Annotated in this window: 24 protein-coding genes; 13 read left to right on the top strand and 11 right to left on the bottom strand. The window is 40.9% G+C overall.

The features are described from left to right. Positions 1 to 53: 53 nt before the first annotated feature. A complete protein-coding gene (locus NFU46_RS03415; protein WP_251599718.1) occupies positions 54 to 941 on the top strand; it encodes an MBL fold metallo-hydrolase in 888 nt (295 codons plus the stop codon). 7 nt (positions 942 to 948) lie between these two features. On the opposite strand, the gene NFU46_RS03420 is transcribed toward NFU46_RS03415, so the two are convergent. From NFU46_RS03420 to aspS, 5 genes are all read right to left on the bottom strand, one after another. Then, on the bottom strand, positions 949 to 1,653 hold the full coding sequence (locus NFU46_RS03420) for an alpha/beta hydrolase (RefSeq protein ID WP_405030584.1): 705 nt from the start codon (positions 1,651 to 1,653) through the stop codon (positions 949 to 951). Between the two features lie 28 nt (positions 1,654 to 1,681). Continuing rightward, complete coding sequence (locus NFU46_RS03425; RefSeq protein ID WP_251599725.1) at positions 1,682 to 2,269, bottom strand: GNAT family N-acetyltransferase; 588 nt, start codon at positions 2,267 to 2,269, stop codon at positions 1,682 to 1,684. A gap of 31 nt (positions 2,270 to 2,300) precedes the next feature. Then, positions 2,301 to 2,891 carry a pentapeptide repeat-containing protein gene (locus NFU46_RS03430; RefSeq protein ID WP_251599728.1) on the bottom strand — a complete coding sequence of 197 codons (591 nt, stop codon included), beginning with the start codon at positions 2,889 to 2,891 and terminating at the stop codon, positions 2,301 to 2,303. Continuing rightward, positions 2,888 to 3,094: a hypothetical protein gene (locus NFU46_RS03435; RefSeq protein ID WP_058585269.1), complete on the bottom strand. Its 207-nt coding sequence runs from the start codon at positions 3,092 to 3,094 to the stop codon at positions 2,888 to 2,890. The genes NFU46_RS03430 and NFU46_RS03435 overlap by 4 nt, the downstream gene beginning before the upstream one ends. Before the next feature lie 109 nt (positions 3,095 to 3,203). After that, positions 3,204 to 4,973, bottom strand: coding sequence for an aspartate--tRNA ligase (gene aspS, locus NFU46_RS03440; protein WP_251599731.1), 1,770 nt, complete (start codon positions 4,971 to 4,973; stop codon positions 3,204 to 3,206). Between the two features lie 227 nt (positions 4,974 to 5,200). Between aspS and NFU46_RS03445 the strand changes: the two genes are divergently transcribed. Beyond that, positions 5,201 to 6,049 (top strand): DUF72 domain-containing protein, encoded by an 849-nt coding sequence (locus tag NFU46_RS03445; RefSeq protein WP_054561767.1) that lies wholly within the window; start codon positions 5,201 to 5,203, stop codon positions 6,047 to 6,049. Between the two features lie 22 nt (positions 6,050 to 6,071). After that, positions 6,072 to 6,566: a M48 family metallopeptidase gene (locus NFU46_RS03450; RefSeq protein ID WP_251599735.1), complete on the top strand. Its 495-nt coding sequence runs from the start codon at positions 6,072 to 6,074 to the stop codon at positions 6,564 to 6,566. A gap of 120 nt (positions 6,567 to 6,686) precedes the next feature. Here NFU46_RS03450 and NFU46_RS03455 read toward each other — a convergent pair whose 3' ends face one another. Both NFU46_RS03455 and NFU46_RS03460 read right to left on the bottom strand, forming a co-directional pair. Beyond that, positions 6,687 to 7,703, bottom strand: coding sequence for a DUF5924 family protein (locus tag NFU46_RS03455; RefSeq protein ID WP_251599738.1), 1,017 nt, complete (start codon positions 7,701 to 7,703; stop codon positions 6,687 to 6,689). Positions 7,704 to 7,835: 132 nt separating this feature from the next. Next, positions 7,836 to 8,138, bottom strand: coding sequence for a hypothetical protein (locus NFU46_RS03460; RefSeq protein ID WP_251599741.1), 303 nt, complete (start codon positions 8,136 to 8,138; stop codon positions 7,836 to 7,838). Between the two features lie 697 nt (positions 8,139 to 8,835). Here NFU46_RS03460 and NFU46_RS03465 point away from each other — a divergent pair. The 3 genes from NFU46_RS03465 (at position 8,836) to NFU46_RS03475 (ending at position 10,803) form a co-directional block, all read left to right on the top strand. Beyond that, on the top strand, positions 8,836 to 9,213 hold the full coding sequence (locus NFU46_RS03465; protein ID WP_251599743.1) for a hypothetical protein: 378 nt from the start codon (positions 8,836 to 8,838) through the stop codon (positions 9,211 to 9,213). A 258-nt stretch (positions 9,214 to 9,471) separates the two neighbouring features. After that, positions 9,472 to 10,089, top strand: a complete 618-nt coding sequence (locus NFU46_RS03470; protein WP_251599746.1) for a hypothetical protein — start codon at positions 9,472 to 9,474, stop codon at positions 10,087 to 10,089. A gap of 12 nt (positions 10,090 to 10,101) precedes the next feature. After that, positions 10,102 to 10,803 (top strand): hypothetical protein, encoded by a 702-nt coding sequence (locus NFU46_RS03475; protein WP_251599749.1) that lies wholly within the window; start codon positions 10,102 to 10,104, stop codon positions 10,801 to 10,803. Between the two features lie 149 nt (positions 10,804 to 10,952). Here the strand turns inward: NFU46_RS03475 and NFU46_RS03480 are convergent, their stop codons facing one another. Continuing rightward, the gene (locus NFU46_RS03480) at positions 10,953 to 11,633 is read right to left on the bottom strand and encodes a DUF3334 family protein (protein WP_054561772.1); all 681 of its coding nucleotides are present in this window, start codon (positions 11,631 to 11,633) and stop codon (positions 10,953 to 10,955) included. 118 nt (positions 11,634 to 11,751) lie between these two features. Here NFU46_RS03480 and cmoA point away from each other — a divergent pair, with 118 nt between their 5' ends. The 5 genes from cmoA (at position 11,752) to NFU46_RS03505 (ending at position 16,124) form a co-directional block, all read left to right on the top strand. Next, on the top strand, positions 11,752 to 12,477 hold the full coding sequence (gene cmoA, locus NFU46_RS03485) for a carboxy-S-adenosyl-L-methionine synthase CmoA (protein ID WP_130167068.1): 726 nt from the start codon (positions 11,752 to 11,754) through the stop codon (positions 12,475 to 12,477). Between the two features lie 27 nt (positions 12,478 to 12,504). After that, on the top strand, positions 12,505 to 13,473 hold the full coding sequence (gene cmoB, locus NFU46_RS03490) for a tRNA 5-methoxyuridine(34)/uridine 5-oxyacetic acid(34) synthase CmoB (protein WP_054551592.1): 969 nt from the start codon (positions 12,505 to 12,507) through the stop codon (positions 13,471 to 13,473). Between the two features lie 200 nt (positions 13,474 to 13,673). Continuing rightward, a complete protein-coding gene (gene purM, locus NFU46_RS03495) occupies positions 13,674 to 14,726 on the top strand; it encodes a phosphoribosylformylglycinamidine cyclo-ligase (protein WP_054551593.1) in 1,053 nt (350 codons plus the stop codon). Then, positions 14,726 to 15,373, top strand: a complete 648-nt coding sequence (purN, locus tag NFU46_RS03500; protein WP_054551594.1) for a phosphoribosylglycinamide formyltransferase — start codon at positions 14,726 to 14,728, stop codon at positions 15,371 to 15,373. The genes purM and purN overlap by 1 nt, the downstream gene beginning before the upstream one ends. Beyond that, a complete protein-coding gene (locus tag NFU46_RS03505) occupies positions 15,318 to 16,124 on the top strand; it encodes a DUF3108 domain-containing protein (RefSeq protein WP_405030587.1) in 807 nt (268 codons plus the stop codon). The genes purN and NFU46_RS03505 overlap by 56 nt, the downstream gene beginning before the upstream one ends. Before the next feature lie 15 nt (positions 16,125 to 16,139). Here the strand turns inward: NFU46_RS03505 and NFU46_RS03510 are convergent, their stop codons facing one another. Further along, positions 16,140 to 16,904, bottom strand: a complete 765-nt coding sequence (locus NFU46_RS03510; protein ID WP_054561775.1) for a class II glutamine amidotransferase — start codon at positions 16,902 to 16,904, stop codon at positions 16,140 to 16,142. A gap of 336 nt (positions 16,905 to 17,240) precedes the next feature. On the opposite strand from NFU46_RS03510, the gene fadE reads away from it, so the two are divergent. Further along, a complete protein-coding gene (fadE, locus tag NFU46_RS03515) occupies positions 17,241 to 19,697 on the top strand; it encodes an acyl-CoA dehydrogenase FadE (RefSeq protein ID WP_251599753.1) in 2,457 nt (818 codons plus the stop codon). On the opposite strand, the gene NFU46_RS03520 is transcribed toward fadE, so the two are convergent. Together NFU46_RS03520 and NFU46_RS03525 are read right to left on the bottom strand one after the other, a co-directional pair. After that, on the bottom strand, positions 19,694 to 20,788 hold the full coding sequence (locus NFU46_RS03520; protein ID WP_251599756.1) for a DUF6136 family protein: 1,095 nt from the start codon (positions 20,786 to 20,788) through the stop codon (positions 19,694 to 19,696). The two genes, fadE and NFU46_RS03520, sit on opposite strands and share 4 nt — an antisense overlap. Next, positions 20,785 to 21,375: an ATP-binding cassette domain-containing protein gene (locus tag NFU46_RS03525; protein ID WP_251599759.1), complete on the bottom strand. Its 591-nt coding sequence runs from the start codon at positions 21,373 to 21,375 to the stop codon at positions 20,785 to 20,787. Before NFU46_RS03525 ends, NFU46_RS03520 begins: the two co-directional genes overlap by 4 nt. A gap of 149 nt (positions 21,376 to 21,524) precedes the next feature. Between NFU46_RS03525 and NFU46_RS03530 the strand changes: the two genes are divergently transcribed. Continuing rightward, on the top strand, positions 21,525 to 23,450 hold the full coding sequence (locus NFU46_RS03530; protein WP_175079039.1) for a S9 family peptidase: 1,926 nt from the start codon (positions 21,525 to 21,527) through the stop codon (positions 23,448 to 23,450). Positions 23,451 to 23,727 lie beyond the last annotated feature (277 nt).

Consider the following 23,727-nt stretch of genomic DNA (forward strand, 5'->3'; position numbering starts at 1 on the left):
ACCTAAACTTTGATATGGTTAATTAGACACATTTCAACGCAAAAGGATCGCTAATGTTCAAAAATCTGCAAATCTTACTTTTCAGTGCGCTGATACTCGTTACCAACCAGGCCATCTGTGCAGAACAAGCAAACTATAAAGTCGAAAATATTAAAGACAACGTATATCGCTTTAGTGCTGGCCATTACCACAGCGCTTTTATGATTGTTGATAACCTTGCCTTGGTGACTGATCCTATTAATAGCGATGCCGCAAAATACTTAAAAAGCTATATCAAGAAAACCTTTAATGCCGATATCAAGTACATGTTGTACAGCCATAGCCATGTTGACCATGCAATGGGCGGTAATGAGCTAATCGATAACAACACCACGGTCGTCGCTCATCAATTTGCAGCTGAGGACCTTAAATTAAATAAAGTGCCAACTGCCCTGCCTGATCTTACATTTACCGATACACTCAAAGTCGATTTAGGTGATAGCTACGTGCTTCTTAATTACTACGGGCCCAATAATGGCCGCGGCAATGTCAGTATGCGTTTTATGCCTGCCAATGTACTTTATGTTGTTGATTGGATTGTGCTTGGCCGCATGCCATATGAAAACCTGATTGGTTACGATATTAACGGCATGCTGCATTCAACCAAAGCAGTACTAAATGAACCTGCGTTTGCTGCATTTATAGGTGGCCATGCAGATACTGGCAACCGCGATGATGTTGTCTCTTATTTACACTATATTCAAGACTTACACACTGCTGTGCGCGATGGCATGTTAAAAGGTAAAAATCTTGCGACCTTACAAAAAGAAATAAGCTTACCTAAATACAGCCATTTAAAAATGTACCAGCAATGGCTACCACTGAATATTGAGGGTGTGTATAACAACCTTGTCGAGATGGGTTATTTTAATTTTCGCAGCGACATTGATGCTCAGTTTTAACTGAGCATCAATAGCGAGATAAAAACGCGTTAAGTTCTTTACTCATACGTGCAACAAGCGATTTTGGGCCACCATCATACATATCGTTATGGCGCGAATCTTTAAGCTTAATTTGCGTCACTGGGTATACAGCGAGCTCTTGCGGCGTTAGCAATACGTTGTCATCTGCTGGGTAATCGCTACCGCGTAGTGTCAGTACAGCAATATTTTTGTTTCGCGGGATCAGCATACGGCGATGATCAAGGGTGATCAGCTTAGCTACCTTAGCGGGATAAATAGCCGCATATAATGCTGCAATATCTCCCCCATTTGAGTGCCCAAATAAAGTGAGCTTATTAAAGTCATACTCAGGATAACGCTTTGCAAGTTCTACGGCTAAAAACTCAAGGGTTTGTACACCACGGTGCCAGTTTTCCATGCGTGTGGTCATGTAGGGTGGCTCCGGGTTTAAACTCGGATCACCTTTTAACTCATGAGCAACTTCAACCGTTAAATAACCATGCTGATGAAAGGCCTGCTGGGCAAATTGATAGTCTGTATGTGCCATATCATAGCCTGCCCCAATAAACGCCACGGGGCATTTCTTCTTTATCGTACATTTGCTATCGGCTGCTGTAATGGTCACCGGAATATGGCGTGCCCGCTCAGTATCAAACAGTGTCTCTGTTTGATTTGCAAAGGCTGTTTGCCCGCAAAGAGTTAAAGCAAGCATTAGCGCCGCCTTTTTAATATTTAACATACTATAACTGCTCTAATTTGAATTTTAAGCTACGTTTAACCATAGGCCACTCACCATCAATAATTGAAAACACCACGGTGTCGCGTACGCATCCATCGGCCATTATTTGGTGATTTCGAAGCACCCCATCTTGTTTCGCTCCTAAGCGAGCAATGGCATTGCACGAAGCCTGGTTATGCCAATGAGTACGAAACTCAACGGCAATCACATTAAGTGTTTCAAATGCATAACTCAGCAGCAGTTTTTTACAATCAGTATTAACCCCAGTACGCTGAAAACGCTTGGCATACCAGGTATAGCCAATTTCTAAACGGCGGTTTTTACTGTCGATATTACAAAAGCGAGTTGAGCCTATCACCTCATCGGTGTGTTTATCGATGACAGCAAATGGTAATGCGCGACCAAGTGACTGTTGTTCAAACGCCATACTTAAATAATCGTCAACACCTTCTTCATTGGGCACCGAGGTAAACCAAAGCTCCCAAAGCTTTCCATCTGAAGCGGCGTTAACTAAAGCATCACGGTGCTCAAGCGTTAACGGCACTAATTTAACAAATTGACCTTCTAAGGTGATGGGACTTAAATCCATAACTTTCCTTAACCTTAATTAGCAAAAATATTTAATCCACCAGCTCTATATCGAGCCCTGCTAATAAATCCAAAGCGGCATAACGTTCAAATTTGGCTTTACTGACTTTGTTAGTAGTTATATCAATGGCAAAGTGACTAGCACCTATAAAATTAGCTTTACTGAGGTTGGTTTGTTGAAACAAGCTGTCACGAAAGTCCGTATCAGTAAAATCAGCTGAAGATAAATCTGCATGTCTAAAATCAACATCTTTGGCAAAACAGCTACGCATTTTTAAAGCTTTTAAACTAAGTTCAAAAAAGCTGCTGTGGCTAAGTTCACAACCAACAAAACTCACTGGAGCACGGCTGGCGAGTAGCGGCCAATCAACATCAGTAAAGCGCACGCTGGTTAATTTACACTGTTTAAAGCTTACTTCTTCAAGCGAGGTGTATCTAAGCCCAAGCGCAGCTAAATTACAGTTTTTAAACTCGCACTCTATGAACCGACAGTTTTCAAACTGACTATTGCTAAAGTCACAGTCGATAAATTCACATTGCTCAAATTCGCAATGCGAAAATGTTTGCCCTGCAAGGTTTGCTTCAAAGGTGTGTTCAAAATAAAGCGAATGGCTTGCGATCACGCGGTGGTCTCAATATCTTGTTTAAGCGCAAGTACTGCAATAAAAATAAGACCAAACAATGGAATTAGCGCTAGTAACCCACCAATAACGGCCACCACGATTGGTGTTGAGGTTTTGCGCTTACCTAAGTAATAGCTGATAGCGGCAAACACAGGAATTAAAATAACAATTATTTGCCCGATTAAAGTTGCATTGATATTCATTCTCTCTCCTTGAAGAACATACTAAATATTCATTTAAGCACAAAAAAACCCTAAGGCATACACCTTAGGGTTATTATTCATTAAGTCTTATAATTCAGGCTATTATGAATTATTCAGCGTCTTTCGCTACAACATCAATTGCAAGCTCAGTTAATGCATCTGCATTTGCTTTGCTTGGTGCATCTGTTAATAAACATGATGCTTGAGTTGTTTTAGGGAAAGCAATAACGTCACGAATGTTATCAGTACCGCATAACAACATAACTAAGCGGTCAAGACCAAACGCAAGACCTGCATGCGGTGGTGTACCGTATTTAAGTGCGTCAAGTAAGAAACCAAACTTGTCTTGCTGCTCTTGCGCTTCGATACCTAAGATTCTAAATGCTGTTTCTTGCATTTCTGCATTGTGAATACGTACCGAACCACCACCAACTTCGTAGCCGTTTAATACCATGTCGTATGCATCTGATAGTGCACCAGCTGGGTTTGCTTCAAGCTCTTCAGGAGAAATACCTTTCGGTGCAGTGAATGGGTGGTGAACCGCATGCAATGTACCTTCGTCGTCTTCTTCGAACATAGGGAAGTCAACAACCCATAATGGTTTCCAGCTATCTAGATCGGTAATGCCTAAATCAACACCAATCTTAAGACGTAGCGCACCCATTGCTTCGTTTACAACGTTGCGCTTGTCAGCACCAAATAAAATGATGTCGCCAGATTGTGCGTTAGTACGCTCAAGTAACTGGTTGATCACCTCTTCGTTTAAGAACTTAGCGATTGGTGATTGTACACCTTCAACGCCCGCAGCACGGTCGTTCACTTTCATCCATGCTAGGCCTTTCGCGCCATAGATACCGATGAATTTAGTGTAATCGTCGATTTGTTTACGAGAAAGCTCAGCACCGCCTGGTACAGTTAATACAGCAACACGGCCTTTTTCGTCATTAGCAGGACCAGAGAATACTTTAAACTCAACGTCTTTTACTAAATCAGCAACGTCTACAAGTTGCATTGGGTTACGTAGGTCTGGTTTATCAGAACCATATAAATTCATTGCTTCGCTGTATGGCATTACTGGGAAGTCGCCTAAGTCAACGTCTAATAATGATTGCCACATTTCGCGGATCATTTTCTCAGTCATTGCACGCACTTCATCAGAGCTCATAAATGACGTCTCTAAATCGATTTGTGTGAATTCTGGCTGACGGTCAGCACGTAAGTCTTCGTCACGGAAACATTTAACAATTTGATAGTAACGGTCAAAGCCCGACATCATTAATAATTGTTTAAATAACTGTGGTGACTGAGGTAAAGCGTAGAAGCTACCCTTGTGAACACGGCTAGGTACTAAGTAGTCACGGGCACCTTCAGGTGTTGCTTTTGTTAGTACCGGTGTTTCGATATCTAAGAAACCATTGTCATCTAAGAAACGACGCACAAAGCTACTCGCTTTTGCACGAAGTTTGATACGGTCGCTCATTTCAAGACGACGTAAATCTAGGTAACGGTATTTTAAGCGGCGCTCTTCAGAGTTTTGCTGATTAAAATCAAGTGGTAATGGCTCTGAACGGTTGATGATAGTTAAGCTTGTGCCTAAAATTTCAACTTCACCTGTTGCCATGTCTTTATTTACTTGGCTTTCAGGGCGTGCGCGAACAACACCTTTTAACTGCACACAAAACTCTTGACGTAGTTTATTCGCAGTATCCATTAATCCTTCTACTTCAGGATCAAAAACAACTTGTACTAAACCTTCTCTGTCACGTAAATCGACGAAGATAAGGCCACCAAGGTCACGGCGTTTGTTGATCCAACCACATAGTTCAACTTCTTGATCTACGTGAGATTTATTTAGCTGTCCGCAATATATAGAGCGCATAGTATTCCTGTCAGTTAAAGACTTATAGCCGCCTGCTCTTAAGAGTTCGCTATTTTGAGAGCAAAAGCCACTATACAAAGTAATCATTTAAGGCAGAGCATTATACCCAAACCATCGCAAAATGCGAGTGCCAGCAGTGCCTGTCGGGGGCTAAATATATACCTCGACTTCTGAGCAAACATTTCTTTTGATACACTAGCTAAAGTTTAAATTTATTGGTTGATTTAATGCTGTATTTAGGTTGTCCACAGTGGTCTAGCACCGCATGGAAAGGAAATTTGCTCTCTAGTCACTGTAAAAGCGCCGACATGCTCAGTGAGTATGCGCAATGCTTTAACTCAGTCGAAGGCAACACCAGTTTTTATGCTGATCCGAGTCACGAGTCATTATTACGCTGGCATGATGCGGTACCCGAAGACTTTAAATTTACTTTTAAGTTTCATCGGCGTTTTAGTCACGAATTACAGCTGACGAATATAACTAGTGAGCTTAATGCGTGGCTAAACTTATTTGAGCCAATTTTTGCTAAAACGGGGCAAATTATGTTGCAGCTACCCCGTGCCTTTGGCCCAGATGCTCTACCCCTTCTTGCTAATTTTATTGCACAACTCCCCAAACAACTTAGTTACGGTATAGAAGTACGTCACCCCGGTTTCTTTCAAAAAGATGATGCAGAAATTCGTTTAAATCAGCTATTAATTGAAAATAATATAGATCGTATCAGTATGGATACCCGCGCTTTATTTGCTGTACCCGCCGATACCGATGCACTCATTGATGCGCAAAAGAAAAAGCCTTATTTACCTGTGCATGCCATTGCAACAGGAAATCAGCCAATGTTACGCTTTGTGATTGCCAGTCTTGAACATGAATACAAGTCGTATTACCAGCCATGGCTGAAAAAAGTAAAGCAATGGCTTGATGAAGGAAAATCACCCTATTTGTTTTTTCATACCGCTGATAATCGCCAGTCACCACTTTTAGCAAGACAGTTTTGCCAAGATTTAGGTTACAATCACCCCGTGCTTGCGCCTTTTATGGGTGAACGCGAAGCAAGCCAAAGTAGTTTATTTTAGCGCCCGATTTATCAGAGAAAACATGAAAGATTACAGCCGTTATTTTCAAGGTTACCCGCCGCACATCATTGAGCAAGTGTTACAGCTATTTAATGGCGACAGAGCTGCTAACTACCTAAAGGGCAAATACCCTGATGCCCATTGCATTACCAGCGATAAAGCTTTATACAATTACGCCACTGACCTGAAAAAGCGCTACCTTAAAAATGCCCTGCCTTTTGGCCGTGCCGCATTCAAAAAACAAGGCGATATGGTTACAAATGCCTTAGGTACCCATACTTTCCGTATGCAAGGTAAAACCCGAAAACACGATCTTGCCATTAATAGCGACCTACTTCGCGCACCTGAGCCCCTTCTCAAAGCACTCGTCGTACACGAGCTGGCTCATTTTAAAGAAAAAGACCACAACAAAGCCTTCTATCAACTTTGCTGCCACATGGAGCCGCAATATCATCAACTAGAACTGGATTTAAGAATATTCAGTGTGCTGGTAGGTGAAGGGAAGAATCCGTATTAAAGCTATCAGCTACCAAAAACATAAAACCTGGGGAATGAATGTTAAGCTCTTGTTGTTCAAAAACACTAATAACTATCCCCCATCTCGATCAGCTAAAAACTGACGGCTGAAAGCTGACAGCTAAACTTCCGAAACCTCAAATCTTCTTTGCCCTATCAGCTGCCCAGATTCGGTAACCACTTTAACGACCCATTTCCCTGCAGCATTAGCAGGGAAATTCGTTTTATGGCTCCACGCTCGATAGCCCTCTTTACGACCACCAGAAATATCCAAGGCTATACGGTCAACTTCTTTTCGGTTATGCACCCAAACATGGAAGATTTTTTCATTTAACCCTCGCGGTGCTTTTACCGCACTAAAACTATATAAACCTTTTTCATGTAAGCTCTGCTCAGTAAGTTCTGTTATTGGCGAAAGCGGTTTACGTGCTTGTGCATCTAACTGATATGACATACTCATATCGGTTAAACGCAGTGCCGCAGGTGGCACAAAGCTACGTAATTGCCAAAGCCCTGCACTTAATGCACAAAGCAATAACACCAATAACGGGAAACGCCACCATTTCGCATTGGGCATCAAATTACCAAGACTTGGAATCGTTAAAATAACAGCCGTAATCAGCGCTATTTCAAAACTTTGGCTGGTCGTTAACTTTAATAAAATGGGTAAGGTAACCGACAGCACGACAAACAAAGAAAAGCTATGAAACACACTAAACCAAACACTGTGTCTTGCAAGCTTTTTATAATAGAGGGGGTCAACAACAGAAACGAATGCACAAAGTATAATTAAAACGGTAAACGCAGACTGCCCATGGTCCCAGGTTGTCACTGCTAAGAAAAATGGTAAGGCAAAAAACAAACTTTCTTGCTGCACAACTTGCAGCGCAAAGCGCATCACGTTAGGCGACACCGCCACACCAAAACGCTCCTCTACTTTATCTCTTAGCCAGTTATCTATTAACAACCACAACCAAGTGACTAATAACAAAATAGAGATAAGTTGCGAAAACGATTCTTTTCGCTCAACAAAGACAAAACTTGCTACACCACTACAAAAAGCCAACACCGCCATCAACCCCGGCCGCTTCTGCATCATGAAAACAAATTTAGTTATAAAGTTTTTTAAGTAATTCATGCAATCATCAAATCCATTTAAGGCTTTATGAGTAAAGCATAAATTGGATGAATGTAGGCTTTAAAAGGAGCTTTAAGTTCAAAGCTGTAAACTGTAAGTTTTGAGCCAAGACTAGTTACTCAACCGCATCGATTATGAGGGGTCGTAAATAACAATTTGACTCAACCACCAGTTAAGTTCATCGTCAATTTGCCATACCTCACATGAATTCAGCTGTTTTAAAATTACCTGCTTATCAGACTGACAACTAACTGCTTTTAATACAAGGTTACCATTTTCCCAAAGTGTTGCTCTTGCTATAAGACCATTGCCTTTAATTTCAATGTATTGAGCTTTAATTGGCTCACCTAATTGAGCAGAAAGAACCACCTTGAGATTTTCAATCGTCAAAATTTTAGATTTAGAATTTCTCCAATTTTCTAATTCTTCCAGCACGGTTTTCCTCAAAAAAGAATGTAAGCAATTGCTACCAAGCACTATTTTTTATACCGAGGTAGCTTACAAGGCCCTTAACCTAATGAGTCAAAGCAAATTTCCGTATAACTCTCATGTGATATACCTAGGGTAAATTTGCCATACTCAGCTTGATGTGATTCGCTATATTCGAGCCAAAGTTGTTTTGCTTCTAACAAACCAGAAATATTATCAATCTCTCGGACTCCATGTAAGTACAACATGTAAAGTCTCCGATTGAGTTTGGAATGTCACTAACACTTGAAATTCACTCCCAGCGCGTTTTAACTTCACTTCATCGACTATAACATCTTGGTATATGTGATTAAATTTCAATTCAATTGCCTATTGAGTTATTTCAGTAGATTAATTTATGTATTACACACCAAAACATTAACTTAACGAAAGCTGCAAAACCATATTTCAAACTTAGGGCTTAGTACCCTCAATTGAATTTCTGCGTTGAAATAAACTCAACATAAAACACTAAGTGCTATAGCCTTTTAAAAACAAAAAAGCGCGGTCTGACCCGCACCTCTATTTTATCTGACGGCTGAAAGCTCATGCTAAATAAATACACTTTTGACTATTTAATCAATTTTGGATAACTTCAGTCGAACACCTAGAATGCTTGAAATTATTTTTTCACAGTGGAGAGGTTGGAGAATAGAGGTAGATTATGCACGTTAAATTGAAATTCACTTTATTACTTTCTATTGGCTGCGCAAAAGCAGAGCAATGTGCAGAGTCAATGCAACTAGGTGAAACTACTTTGTATTCAGAGTGTCGAGGTGCTGAAGCAATTTCATCCAGTACTATACACTCATCAATGAGCCTAGGTGAAGCATTCGAAATGATGTTGAATATTTTAGAATCTAAGGGTGATATTCAAGCTACAAAAAACGATTTATATGTTTCTATTTTTTCAATAATGCAAGCAGAAAAATTTAATTTTAGAGTAACTTCTTTTCCTAATGGGATATTATTGGCTTCAAAGAATACTAGCGCAATTTATTTAAAAATAGATGACAAAACATGGTTACAAAAGGTTCTGTAACGTACACATTAAAAAATTTAAATTGCAACTTAAACCGCATTCCACTCCTGCATTTATTTACTATTTAGCATTTTATAACAATACACATAACGCCTCCCATTTATTGACTCAACAAACCTCGCATTAATATAAAATTAATAATTGAACCCAATGCAGGACCAATATACAATTAAAAAGTTAGTTTCCAGTTAATATTAAATCTTGTTAATAACGAAAATTAACTCCTAATAAAATAAAAGGTAAAGAAAGGAATATCTAATGCCATTAAATGCAAACGTAAAAACAGAGGTTATTAAAAATACTGAGAAGTTTGAAGGACGAGTTCCTCATTTGTATCTTGATACCAGAGGATTAGTTACTGTGGGAATCGGTCATCTAATTTCAAACAAAGCAGCCATGGCATCAGTTGTCATGTATAAAAAGAATTCAAACAACACGCTTGTGTTAGCTTCATTAGCTGAGAAGCAAGCTGAGTATGACTTGATAAAAAAGCAACCCTATGGCTTTAGTCGCAATGCAAATTTTTACAAATTGCATACAACTTTAATTATGAAAGACCATGATATAGTGGCGCAAAAAGAAAAACACATTTTAAAATTCTATAGTGAACTTACTAAATATTACACCACGTCTAATGGCTTCGCTAAAAACTTTGATTTAATGCCCTATTCAGTACAGAAAGCATTATTTGATATGGTCTTTAATTTGGGAATAACAAAGCTGCGTACGCAGTATGTAAAGATGAATAACGCCATTAAGAAAGAAGACTGGATTGTTGCAGCAGCCGAGAGTAAAAGGGTTGGCATTTCAAGTTCACGAAACAACTATGTCAGCAACTTATTCCTTTCTGCCCAAAAACAGTCAATCACACCTTAAGAGGTTAAAAGCATGTCTCAGCAATTATTACGTTTAGGAATATACGTTAGTGTTATTTTTACCTTGTTAAGCGCTTGCTCTACAAGCAACCAACCATCAAAACAACAGCAAAACATTGAAACTGCTTGGCTGAATCCGTTGATATTTGAACAACAAATCGAGACTAATGGCTCTTTGGAGGATATCAAATTCAATATTGAGTTTACAGGAACTGATGAAAAGCTATTTTTTGCTAAAGGGTGCTCTTTTGTACTTCAAAACGGCGATGATATTGTTGTGGACTGGGAGTATGACCGCTGGCAATGGCTTAAAGCCAACTGTGTGGGGGCAAATAGATACTTCAACGCACCAAAAACTGCCTATAGTTTCTGGCCTGAATTATTTGACTACGAAACAATTAAGCACCTTCCTGCTTCGGCGATTCCCAATTTAGGAGGCGAAAGTTTAGAAGGGCGAACTGGTAGTTTATCTTCTTACGATAAAAGCCTTACGTTCGTTGCAGCATCACGTGAAAACAGTATTTCGGTAGAGGTAGATGGTTTAGAGGTGCATTATACTCAAGTTGCACGTGCAGACTTTAATCGTGATGGTTACCAAGATATTTTCATCCGTATGGATTGGTTTGTAAAAGATGCGTTTGGGAAAGGAACTGATTGGGTAGTACTAACTAAATTATCCTCAGTTGAAGATCCTATGTTGCTCTGGCGAAATTAAAAAATTAAATATGGATGTGTAGTTTATAATCTATACACAAATCCACATTGACTTTACAGACAATTTAAACACAAAAAAGCGCGGTCTAGACCGCGCCTCTATTTTATCTGACGGCTGAAAGCTGATGGCTGACAGCTCAAGTCGTTGGGTTACAAACCAAGTTCTGCCATAAAATCATCATCTGCATCGTCGGCTTGTGATGACGCTTTTTGCTTTTCAGCTTTTTGTTTAGCTTCGTTTTCGATGATGTCATCTGGGTCAACGGCTTCTGAAATATCAAAGTCATGTAGTTTGATAAATTCAGTTTTATCCATGGCTAATTCTAGATAGAAGATATTTTGCTTCGCTGTAGTGAAAGTCACACGGCGCGCTTGTGGCCTATCCATGGTGGTATCAACAGAGATTTGCACCTGCTTGTTAATCGCCATCATCTTAGGTTGGTTTTGCGTGATAGAAGTATGCAGCTGGTCGCGTACTTTTGACGTAAAGTCACCAACGATTTGGTTCATCAGCTCGCCGAGTACGTTTGCCACATCATCTGATAAATGGCTTTGTGCAATTTCGTCCTCAGGCATACCCATGTTACGCATATAGTCATGGTAAATTTCCATGGCTGCTTGCGCTGTGAAGTTTGTTACCACAAGACCGGTAAAGCCACCATCGAACAATACAAAACAGCCAATATCTGGGCGCATACAGGTGCGGGTGATTTTTTGAACCATAGCAGAATAACTAATACTGTTACCGCTTGCTGAAGACAAAACTCCAGTCACTGAATGACACAGAGTTGATAAGATATCTTCTGTACTGATCACTTTGCTTTTTGTCATTAAACTTCTCTTTTTTGTACTTGTTATTGATAATTCTAGCCAAGCTACTGAATTTATCACTGACTATCCAGTTAAAAATGCTAAAATAGCGGTATTATTTTTTAAAGAGACTGTTCAAGTGACGCAAAAAGACAGTATTTATGCCACTGAGCAAGCGGTTAAAGACTTTAGCTTTGACCAACATGTAGTAGAAGTTTTCCCTGATATGATCCAGCGCTCGGTGCCTGGTTATGCAACTATTGTTAGCACCATGGGTAAGTTGGCTGGCGAGTACGCGCAAAGCAATTCAAACCTATACGACTTAGGCTGTTCTCTTGGTGCTGTAACTTTAAGTATGCGCCGCAATATTCGCACTGATAACTGTAATATCATTGCTGTTGATAATTCAGAAGCGATGGTTGAGCGCTGTAAATTACATTTACAAGGTTTTCGCTCTGACGTGCCGGTCACGGTTACACTAGGTGATATCAACGATTTAGCTATCGAGAATGCCTCTGTGGTCGCAATGAACTTTACACTACAGTTTATTCCACCTGAAAAGCGCCAAGCGGTGCTTGAAAAGATTTACGCAAATTTAAAACCAGGCGGTGTTTTGCTGCTGAGCGAAAAAGTTAGAGGTGAAAATGAGCAATGCGATAATTTGCTCATTGATTTACACCATGATTTTAAACGTCACAACGGCTATTCAGAGCTTGAGATCAGCCAAAAGCGTACGGCTATCGAAAATGTCATGCGCCCTGATCATTTATCTACCCACTTAAACCGATTAAGTGAAATTGGTTTTAGCCAAACGCAAGTGTGGTATCAATGTTTTAACTTCTGCTCGATGATTGCAATCAAGTAATCATCACAACGATATAAAGAGTATTTCATGTCTCAATGGTTTAACCAATTTTACGCTGCGATTGCACAAAGCCCGCTTAGCCACTGGCTCGAAACTTTGCCAGGTCAATTAAAGCACTGGGAACTAGAAGCCAGCCACGGTGATTTACCTAAATGGCAAAAAGTGCTGAAAAACTTACCTGAGGTAAGCACAAACCATGTGAATCTTCAGGATAAAGTACAAATTGGCACCGGTGATGAGCTATCTGAAGGTCAGCAAAAACAGTTAACGCATTTATTAAAGCGCATGATGCCATGGCGTAAAGGGCCATTTAGCTTACACGGTATCGAAATTGATACTGAGTGGCGCAGTGATTGGAAATGGGATCGTTTACTGCCTCATATCGAACCGTTAAAAGGCCGCACTGTGCTTGATATTGGCTGTGGCTCAGGTTATCACTTGTGGCGCATGCGCGGTGAAGGCGCTAATTTTGTAGTGGGCATTGATCCATCCGATTTGTTCTTATGCCAATTCCAAGCGATAAAGCATTATCACCAAGATGAAAACGTGCATTTATTGCCGTTAGGTGTTGAAGCTCTGCCAGAGCTAAAAGCATTCGATACGGTATTTTCAATGGGTGTTTTATATCATCGTCGTTCGCCTATCGACTTTTTAGCGCAATTAAAAGCACAGCTTCGCCCAGGGGGTGAGTTAGTCCTTGAAACACTGGTTGTTGAAGGTGATGAGCACACAGTTTTAGTGCCAACTGACCGCTATGCGAAAATGCGTAATGTATGGTTTATCCCAAGCACCGCGGCATTAAAACTATGGATGGAGCGCGTTGGCTTTAAAGATGTACAAGTTAAAGACTGCGCAATCACAACGCTTGAAGAACAACGTAAAACCCAGTGGATGGAAAACGAATCACTGGTCGACTTTTTAGACCCAAATGACACCAGCAAAACCATTGAAGGTTACCCTGCCCCTCTTCGCGCTATTTTAACCGCGAAAGCTTAACAAATAGTGAGAAGTTTCGAGTTTCAAGGCTAAAAGTTCATTTGCCTGATACTTTTGCCTTGGAACTTGAAAACAAAAAACCGGACAACTGTCCTTGTCAAGTCGGTTAAAGTGATTTTTCAACTAGCCGCGCCAGTGCAATTGTTGTAAAATACGCGCGTTTCTAAGCAACCCACATGCAACTTTTTTGAGGAAAACCTGTGAGCGAACAAAAACAGTCTCTTAGCTATAAAGACGCGGGCGTAGATATCGATGCCGGTAATGCACTTGTTGAGCGTATTAAAGGCGTAGTTAAAAAAACCAGACGTCCTGAAGTAATGGGCGGTATCGGTGGTTTTGGCGCACTTTGCGAACTACCAACTGGCTATAAAGAGCCTGTACTGGTTGCTGGCACAGACGGTGTTGGTACAAAACTACGTTTAGCAATCGATCTTAAAAAGCACGACACAGTGGGTATCGACCTTGTTGCTATGTGTGTAAACGACCTTATTGTACAAGGTGCAGAGCCACTATTTTTCCTTGATTACTATGCAACTGGTAAATTAGACGTAGATACTGCGGCTGATGTTGTAACAGGTATTGGTAAAGGCTGTGAGCTTTCTGGCTGCGCTTTAATCGGTGGTGAAACTGCTGAAATGCCAGGTATGTACGACGGCGAAGACTACGACATGGCTGGTTTCTGTACTGGTGTTGTAGAAAAATCAAAAATTATCGACGGTACTAAAGTTGCTGCAGGCGACCAATTAATCGCCCTTGCATCAAGTGGTCCTCACTCAAACGGCTTCTCATTAATTCGTAAAGTTCTTGAAGTATCTGGCGCAGACACAAGCGCAGAGCTTGAAGGCAAAACACTAGGCGATCACCTTTTAGAGCCAACTCGTATCTACGTTAAACAACTACTTGAGCTATTCAAGCAGGTTGACGTTCACGCGTTATCTCACATCACGGGTGGTGGTTTCTGGGAAAACATCCCGCGCGTACTTCCTGAATCTGCAAAAGCAGTAATCAAAGGTGATAGCTGGGAATGGCCTGTTGTTTTCAACTGGTTACAAGAAAACGGCAACATCACAACACACGAAATGTACCGTACATTCAACTGTGGTGTAGGCATGGTTTTAGTTGTTCCAGCTGACAAACTTGAGCAAAGCTTAACAATCCTTAAAGATCTTGGCGAAAATGCATGGCATATTGGTGAGATCCAAGATGCGAAAGCAGGCGAAGAGCAAGTAGAAATTTTAGGTGGTCGTGACTAATGACCCCTTGTCGTCTTGTTGTATTAATTTCTGGTAGCGGTTCAAACCTTCAAGCCATCATCGACGCGTGTGCGCGTGGTGAGATTAAGGCCGAAATCGCCGCTGTAATTAGTAATAAAGCCGACGCCTATGGCCTTGAGCGAGCAAAAAATGCAGGTATACAAACACGTGTACTTAGCCATAAAGATTTTGACTCGCGCGAGGCCTATGATGCTGAGTTAATGGACATTATTGACAATTTTGAACCAAATCTAGTTGTATTAGCTGGTTTTATGCGTATTCTTACACCTAGCTTAGTGCAAAAATTTAAGGGAAAAATGTTGAACATTCACCCTTCTTTGTTGCCTAAGTACCAAGGGCTGAATACCCACCAACGAGCGATAGATGCAAAAGATGACGTTCATGGTGTTAGTGTTCACTTTGTCACAGAAGAGCTAGACGGCGGCCCCGTTGTTCTTCAAGCCAAAGTGCCGGTACTCGAAAACGATACCGCAGAGACACTCGCACAACGTGTTCATCAGCAAGAACATATAATCTATCCATTGGTGGTCAAGTGGTTCAGTGAACAACGACTCAAGATGGAAGCAGATTATGCAGTTTTTGACGAAAAGAAACTTCCTGCACACGGCGCGCACTACCCAGAATAAAAATCTAAGTGCCCTACTCGCTTGTGTGGGCACTTTATTACTTCCTACCAGTGTTTTAGCTGGCGACCTCACTCAATACCAAGCCAAATACGATGTACTTCGTAAAGGCGAAACCCATGGTAAAGCAGTACGCGAGCTGAAAAAAGCCGCTGACGGTAACTACGTGATCACCTATCACAGTGAAATCGAATGGATGATTTTTTCGGACTCACGAAAAGAAACATCCATGTTTACTTATCACGATCAGAAAATTTCTCCAATGAGTTACACCATGGAGCGCTCAGGCACAGGGCCTGATAAAGAATACAGCTTGAAATTTGATGCCACGCAAAAACAAGTTCAAAGCAGCCAAAGTAAATATCCATTGAAGCTGGATTGGTCAGATGAATTTCAAGATTCACTGTCTTATCAAGTGCAAGTTCGCGAAGAGCTAAAACAAGGTAAAACGCAATTATCTTACCCACTGGTTGATAAAAAAGGCAATTTACGTAACTACAACTTTGAAGTTGTCGGCACAGAAATGATTTCATTGCCCATCGGCAATGTAGAAGCGATTAAAGTAAAACGTTTATACGATAACGACAAGCGTCAAGCACTCGCTTGGTTTGCCCCAGAAATGGACTACATGCTAGTTCGTATGTGGAAAGGTGAAAAAGGCGTAGAGCAATTTGAAGTGCAACTTAATTCATTTACCGTGACCACGCCAGTCGCCGTAACAAATAATGAAGTGAGTAATGAAGCGCCTGAGTAGCGCTTCATCTTTTATTTAAATCTTTTCGCCCATTTTAAAAAGTGCAAACTCACCTGGCTCCATTTTCTGCCAACGTTCATCATTGGTGAGTGGCCTTGTTGCAATCACAGTAACCACGTCGTTCGGTGTGGTTTCTTTTTGAAAATCAACCACCATATCAGCATCAATTAATGTCGCTTTGCCAAACGGCGCACGGCGTGTGATCCAATGTAGATTATTGGTGCAATAAGCTAAAACGAAAACACCATCGGTAAGTAGCATATTAAATACGCCTTTTTCACGCAATGTGTGAGCAAGCTTAGCAGCATAGCGAAATACAGACGCCATATTTGATGGACGCTTTGGGTATTTTTCGCGAATTTTATCGAGCAGCCAGCAAAACGCCAGCTCACTGTCGGTATTGCCAACAGGTCGATAGTAATCTGGTTTTAAATCATGATAATTTGATAATTGCCCGTTGTGAGCATACGTAATTTCGCGTCCCCATAACTCGCGAGTAAATGGGTGGGTATTTTCAAGGCACACTCGACCACGATTACCTTGGCGAATATGGCTTATCACCGAAATACTTTTTATTGGGTAAGCTTTTACGAGTTTGGCAATTTCTGATTGGCAACTTGGCTCTGGATCTTTAAATGTTCGACAGCCTTTACCTTCATAAAAAGTGATGCCCCAGCCATCTTTATGCGGACCAGTATTACCACCGCGTTCTAATAATCCTGAAAAACTGAAACAAATATCCGTTGGTACGTTGGCCGACATGCCAAGCAACTCACACATAGAACTCTTAACCTATAAAACTAATCGAAGGAAGGCATGATGGGCTGATCCCTGCCTGCGCTCATTGTTAAACATACCGCAAAGGATGGCAACTGCTATGCTGAGATTTTCAGAACTATCTGAGCAATTCACAACTAATCGCTGCCGTCACGGTGCTGATTATAAGTAATTACTCAACAATTCTTCATCTGCTGTAAATGTTTTTGCACTGATAGCCATTTTTAAAATAATAAAACTCACCAAACAAGCCGTTTTAATCCTTGTTCCCCTCTTGATAATTCGCTTTTCTAGCGCTACTCTAAAAGAGGTGGTCTGACCTCTATTAAGGAATAATCAATGACTCTCATATTTTTACTTGGTTTACTCGTGCTGCTTAGTATTGCGAGTTACCACAGAGCAAGCTGGAATACCTGCTTAGGTATTGCCGTTGCGACTTTACTTGTTGGCACATTTGCTGGCGCGTTTGGCGCAATTAGTTGGCTACTATTCTTACTTATCGCTGTGCCACTTTCTGTGACTGGCGTTCGTCAACAATACATCATTAAACCTATCTTCGCTGCTTTCAAAAAAGTAACCCCGACTATGTCGGATACTGAAAAATCAGCAATCGATGCCGGTACTACGTGGTGGGAAGCGGATCTATTTTGTGGTCGTCCTGACTGGAACAAATTACACCAATACCCAGCACCTAAACTGACTATCGAAGAGCAAGCGTTTATTGATGGTCCAGTTGAAGAAGTGTGTAGCATGCTAGATGACTGGCACGCAACTCACGAACTAACTGATTTACCGCAAGATGTTTGGCAATATCTAAAAGATAATAAATTCTTTGCCATGATCATCAAAAAAGAATTTGGCGGTTTAGAGTTTTCTGCTTATGCACAATCATGTGTACTGCAAAAGCTAACCAGTAAATCGACGCTACTTTCTTCTATCGTAGGTGTACCTAACTCATTAGGTCCGGGCGAATTGCTTCAGCACTATGGTACTAAAGAACAAAAAGATCATTACTTACCACGCTTAGCAAGTGGTCAAGAGATCCCATGTTTTGCTTTAACATCACCAGAAGCTGGTTCTGACGCAAGTGCAATTCCTGATTACGGTGTTGTTTGTAAAGATCAATGGAACGGCGAAGAAGTTGTTGGTATTAGCCTAACGTGGAACAAACGTTACATTACTCTTGCTCCAGTTGCGACTGTGCTTGGTCTTGCATTTAAACTACAAGATCCTGACGGTTTACTAGGTGATGACAAAGAGCCTGGTATTACCTGTGCGCTGATCCCTACAGATACTCCAGGGGTCGAAATTGGCCGTCGTCACTTCCCGCTAAACGTTCCATTCCAAAATGGTCCTACTCGCGGTAAAGACATCTTCGTACCACTTGATTACATCATTGGTGGCCCGAAAATGGCCGGCCAAGGCTGGCGTATGCTTGTTGAATGTTTATCTGTTGGTCGTGCAATCACATTGCCGTCTAACTCAACAGGTGGCATTAAAACAATTGCGCTTGCAACAGGCTCTTACAGCCGTATTCGCCGTCAATTCCGTTTACCTATTGGTCAAATGGAAGGCGTTGAAGAATCAATGGCAAAACTTGCAGGTTACGCATATAGCTCTGATGCCGCAGTTAGCATGTCTACAGGGGCTGTTGACCTTGGTGAAAAACCATCGGTTGTCTCTGCGATTATCAAATACCACTTAACTGAGCAAATGCGTGAAGCGACTATTCACGGCATGGATGTTCATGGTGGTAAAGGCATCATGCTTGGTCCAAACAACTACTTAGGTCGCGGTTACCAAGGTGCGCCAATTGCAATTACCGTTGAAGGTGCAAACATCTTAACGCGTAACATGATCATTTATGGTCAAGGTGCAATTCGTTGTCATCCATTCGTGTTAACTGAGCTAGGTGCTTGTGCTATTGAAGACCGCGAAGAAGCGCTAGCAGTATTCGATAAAGCATTAATGGGTCACGTTGGCTTTACTATTTCGAACCTTGTTCGTACTAAGTGGTTAGCATTAACAAATGCTCGCTTCACAAGTACACCGTACAAAGACGAAACAGCTGAGTTTTATCGTGTTGCGTCACGTTTCAGTGCATCATTAGCATTAATGTCAGATATCAGCATGGCGGTATTTGGTGGTTCATTAAAACGTAAAGAGCGTATCTCTGCACGTTTAGGTGACTTACTAAGCTACTTATACCTTGTATCTGCAACACTTAAACGTTACAACGACGAAGGCCGTAAAAAAGAAGATTTTGCGCTTGTTCAATGGAGCTGCCAAGATCACCTTTACCACTGCCAACGTGCACTCGCTGACTTAATCAATAACATGCCATCTGCACCACTACGTGCGATGCTAAAAATCATGTTATTCCCATTCGGTCGTCCAGTACGTAAGCCTACTGATAAGCTTGAGCACAAACTTGCACACTTATTACAAGTACCAAGCGAAACTCGTAACCGTTTAGCTAACTACATTTACCTTAAAAACGAGCCACTTAACCTTGTTGGTCGTCAAGAGCAAACGCTTAAAGACATTCTTGAAGTTGAGCCTCTGTTTGACAAGGTATGCCGTGAAAAAGGCGTAAAACTGCCTTTCTTCCAACTTGATAAAGTAGCGCAAATGGGCCTAGAAGCAGGCATTTTAAGCCAAGCTGAAGCCGACAAACTAGCTGCTGTTGAAAAAGCCCGTCTTGACGTTATTAACGTTGACGACTTTGACCCAGCAGACTTAGTTGCAGGTAATGTTGCCCGCGGCGAGAGCGATAAAAAAGCCGACGCTGCTTAAGCTAGCAAAACAATTCCAATTGTTATGAAAAACCAAACCAGCGCAAATTGCGCTGGTTTTTTTTGCGCTAAATATTGCTGCAATACACACCATACTGCCCCTATGGGGATGTAAATCAAGTTAGTGCCAAGCATGCTTATAACGACAATTAAAGCCACAACAAAAAATATAAAGCTCGGTAAAAACTGGCTTCTATAAAACGGCTTATCTTGGTTATTGCTTTGAAAGAACAGCCGATATTTTTTAAAAACAGCCAAGCAATCGAACTGCAGCGAGCTCGTAAGCAACACGCATACAGAAAAAGCCAAAGCCAGTATCAAGTCACTAAAGTCATTACGCACTGCAATTAGTTGTAATAAAGCAAACAAACATGCAACCAGTATTGCCGCACGCCATATTAAGTTCCAGCTGTGCTGTATAAAGTAACTAAGCCAAAATAAAGCAAGCGAGTGTACTTTTAATTTATGACTTATTCTTACAGGTGGGAGTAAAATCGAACAGCCGAAAATAGCAACAAAACCTAGATAATATTGCAGCGGTGATAAACTAACGGGCAGTAATACCAAGACAGAACTGAGCAATAAACTATAAAAAAGTGTACGCGGTCTATAAAGAACAAATACTCCACATAGCCACTGCAACAACATAAACAGCATAAAATGAGGTACTTGTAGCCACTGCTTTAACGATAGATCTATTGCGATTAATAAACTGGCAATGAGCCAAGCATTACTTAAAAGTAGTAACTTGCAGTCAGCAGATACTCGCCAAAAGGATTTATAAAGGCTTCGCTGAAACGCCCTATTTTGCGAATTTTTAATGGCTGATGCCATGGCCCATAACATCACCGATTCAAGTAAAAGATAAACCACAGCTATTTTTGCACCGTAAGCGGGTTCTGCATGGCTATCGACTATTTTCCCAAGACCTAAAAACAAAAGTAAAACCATACCAAGAAATGCAGGGCCTAGTACCAGAGCGAACAGCAAGCTAAAACTCTTTAACTGAGATAGCATGCTTTTGAGAGTGGTTGTATATGCTAGGTATCTATAAGAAAGGAATGACACGTAGCTAGCAAGAGATTCAATCATAATGCTGTACACTCAAAACCATGCTGTATAAACACCTCAGGTTCGTGGCTTGTAATGATGACTTGCCCATTAGGTTTATCATCTAAGTAGCCATCAAGTAAGGTCAGCAAAAATTGAATACTTGTTTGATCAAGTGCTGCACTCGGTTCATCTAATAGCAAAAATGGAGCTTGCTTTAAAAAAGCAGTGATAAGCTGGCATTTCTTTTGGTTACCACTCGACAAAGCACTAAAACGAGTATTAAGGTGCTCTGTAAAGTTAAATCCAGTAATGAGTTGCTCAGACATATCTTTCTTTAACGCCTTGCAACTAAGTTCAATAACTTGTCGCGCGGTTAAAAAATCTGGCAGAGCAATACGGTCGCTAGCAATTGAAACATCGTTTTGCGGCGACTTTAATGTTTCATTATTATATAAAACCTGCCCTGATTGTGGCTTTTCAAGGCCAGCTAGCATCATCAGTAATGTTGTTTTTCCTTTGCCATTCGCTGCCTGTAAACAAACTCGTTTACTTTGTAATAGTTTACTGTAGTTTTCAAAAACGTGGGCTGAAGCAAAGCGCTTATTGAGGTTGTTAATTTCAATCATGTTTATTCCTTTAATAATGAAAAAATAGTAGCACACTCATGTCCCTATTTATTTACATGATTTGTAACAAATATCGAAGTGGTAAAACTTGCGTTTAGATTATGAACAGGCAACACTTGATAACGAAAAATTAACAAGGAATAATTACAATGAAACCGAGTTTTCAACTAGCTGCCGTTGCATGCGCGCTTAGCCTTGCGCTTGCAGGATGTTCTCAATCAACCCCATCAACAAGTAGCACCGAAAGCGTGCAACAAAGCCAAACTGTTAAACAGTATGATGCTGAAACCTTTTTTGATACAACCTCAATTATGGGCAGCAGCTTTTCACCGAAAGGCGACAAAATACTCGTTAGCAGTGACGAAAGCGGCATTTATAGCCTTTATGAAGTAGATATAAAAACCGCCAAAAAAACCCGCTTAACAGACTTTGAAGACAGTACTTATGCTGTGGCTTATTTCCCTAAAGATGAGCGCGTACTATTTACTAAAGACTCAGGCGGTAACGAGCGTTATCACATCTACGTTCGCGAAACAGATGGCACAGTTAAAGATCTTACGCCAGGTGAAGAAACCCGTGCAGGATTTGCAGGCTTCACAGAAGACGGTAAACACTTTTTTATAACCAGCAATCAGCGTGATGCTAAGTTTATGGACCTATATCGTGTTGATGCTAACAGCTATGAAGTAACGCCTGTTTATCAAAATACTATGGGGCTAGATGTTGGTGCGATCAGCCCTGACGGTCGCTTTATTGCTTTATCGAAAAACAATTCGAACAAAGACAGTGATGTGTTTATTCTCGATACGCGTAAAAAAACACTGAAACCAGAGCTCATTACCCGTCATGACGATGACGCTAAATATGGCCCCGAAACCTTCTCAAGAGACAGTAAATCATTGTATTACTCAACCGATGCCAAAGGTGAATTTGCAGAAGTGTGGCGCTATGACTTAACGACTGGCGAGCACAGCCCAGCCCTCAAAGATGAGTGGGATGTGAGCTTTATTTACTTCTCTAAATCTGGCCGTTATCAAGTAAGCGGTGTTAATGCTGACGCAAGCACTAAAGTGTCGATAATTGATACCACCACCGGTAAAGGTATTGCCATGCCATCGCTGCCAGCTGGTAATTTACGTGGTGTGAACTTTTCAGCTGATGAAAAGACCATGGCGTTTTATTTAAATTCAGATACCTCGCCAAGTAACCTATTTGTTTGGCAACTCGGTGAATCAAAAGCTAAACAATTAACCAACACATTAAGTGATGCAATTGATCAAAATGACTTGGTTGAAAGCACAATTGTGCGCTTTAAAAGTTTTGATGGTTTAGAGATCCCTGGGGTTTTATATAAGCCTAAGCAAGCTAATAGCAACAACAAAGTACCAGCTTTAGTTTGGGTGCACGGCGGTCCTGGCGGACAAAGTCGCACAGGATATAGTGCAATGCAACAGCATCTAGTCAATCATGGTTATGCCATTTTTGCAGTTAATAACCGTGGCAGCTCAGGCTATGGTAAAACCTTCTTTCATTTAGATGATAAAAAACACGGCACTGACGATTTACAAGATATTGTTTACGGTAAAAAACACCTGCAAAGCCTAGATTGGGTTGATGCTGATAAAATTGGCATCATGGGGGGCAGCTATGGTGGCTTTATGACCGCCGCAGCACTTGCCTTTGAACCTGAAGAGTTCAAAGTAGGCATTAATATATTTGGTGTAACAAACTGGGTTAGAACCTTAAACTCGATTCCACCATGGTGGGAAAGCTTTAAAAAGGCACTGTATGATGAAATGGGCGACCCAGCGACAGACGGTGAACGTCACCGTGCCATTTCGCCACTATTTCATGCTAAAAACATCACCAAGCCATTAATGGTGATCCAAGGTGCTAACGACCCACGCGTTTTACAAGTTGAAAGCGATGAACTTGTTGCCGCTGTAAAGGCAAATGGTGTGCCTGTTGAATATGTATTATTCGATGATGAAGGCCATGGTTTTACTAAAAAAGAAAACCGCATAAAAGCCTCAAATGCATACCTTGAGTTCTTAAATACCTACTTAGATAAGTAGCAAAATTGCAAAGATAAAGAGCCGGTATTATGCCGGCTTTTTTATGCAAAACACCTGTATAGAATCAAAATTTAACAGTTTACACAGTACTGTATAAAATACTGTATATCTTTACTGGTAAATTTTTCACCTTTTCCAACCTTCAAAATAAAACCATAAACCACTGTTTAATAACAATTAAATTATTTTGACTAAAATAAAACTGAATCATTGGTTAAAAAATAGCAAAAAAGTACTTGCGCAAAAACACTGTATAAACTACTGTATACACATACTG

Origin of the sequence: Pseudoalteromonas sp. NCCP-2140 (assembly GCF_023708065.1) — a bacterium.
Lineage (GTDB): Bacteria > Pseudomonadota > Gammaproteobacteria > Enterobacterales > Alteromonadaceae > Pseudoalteromonas.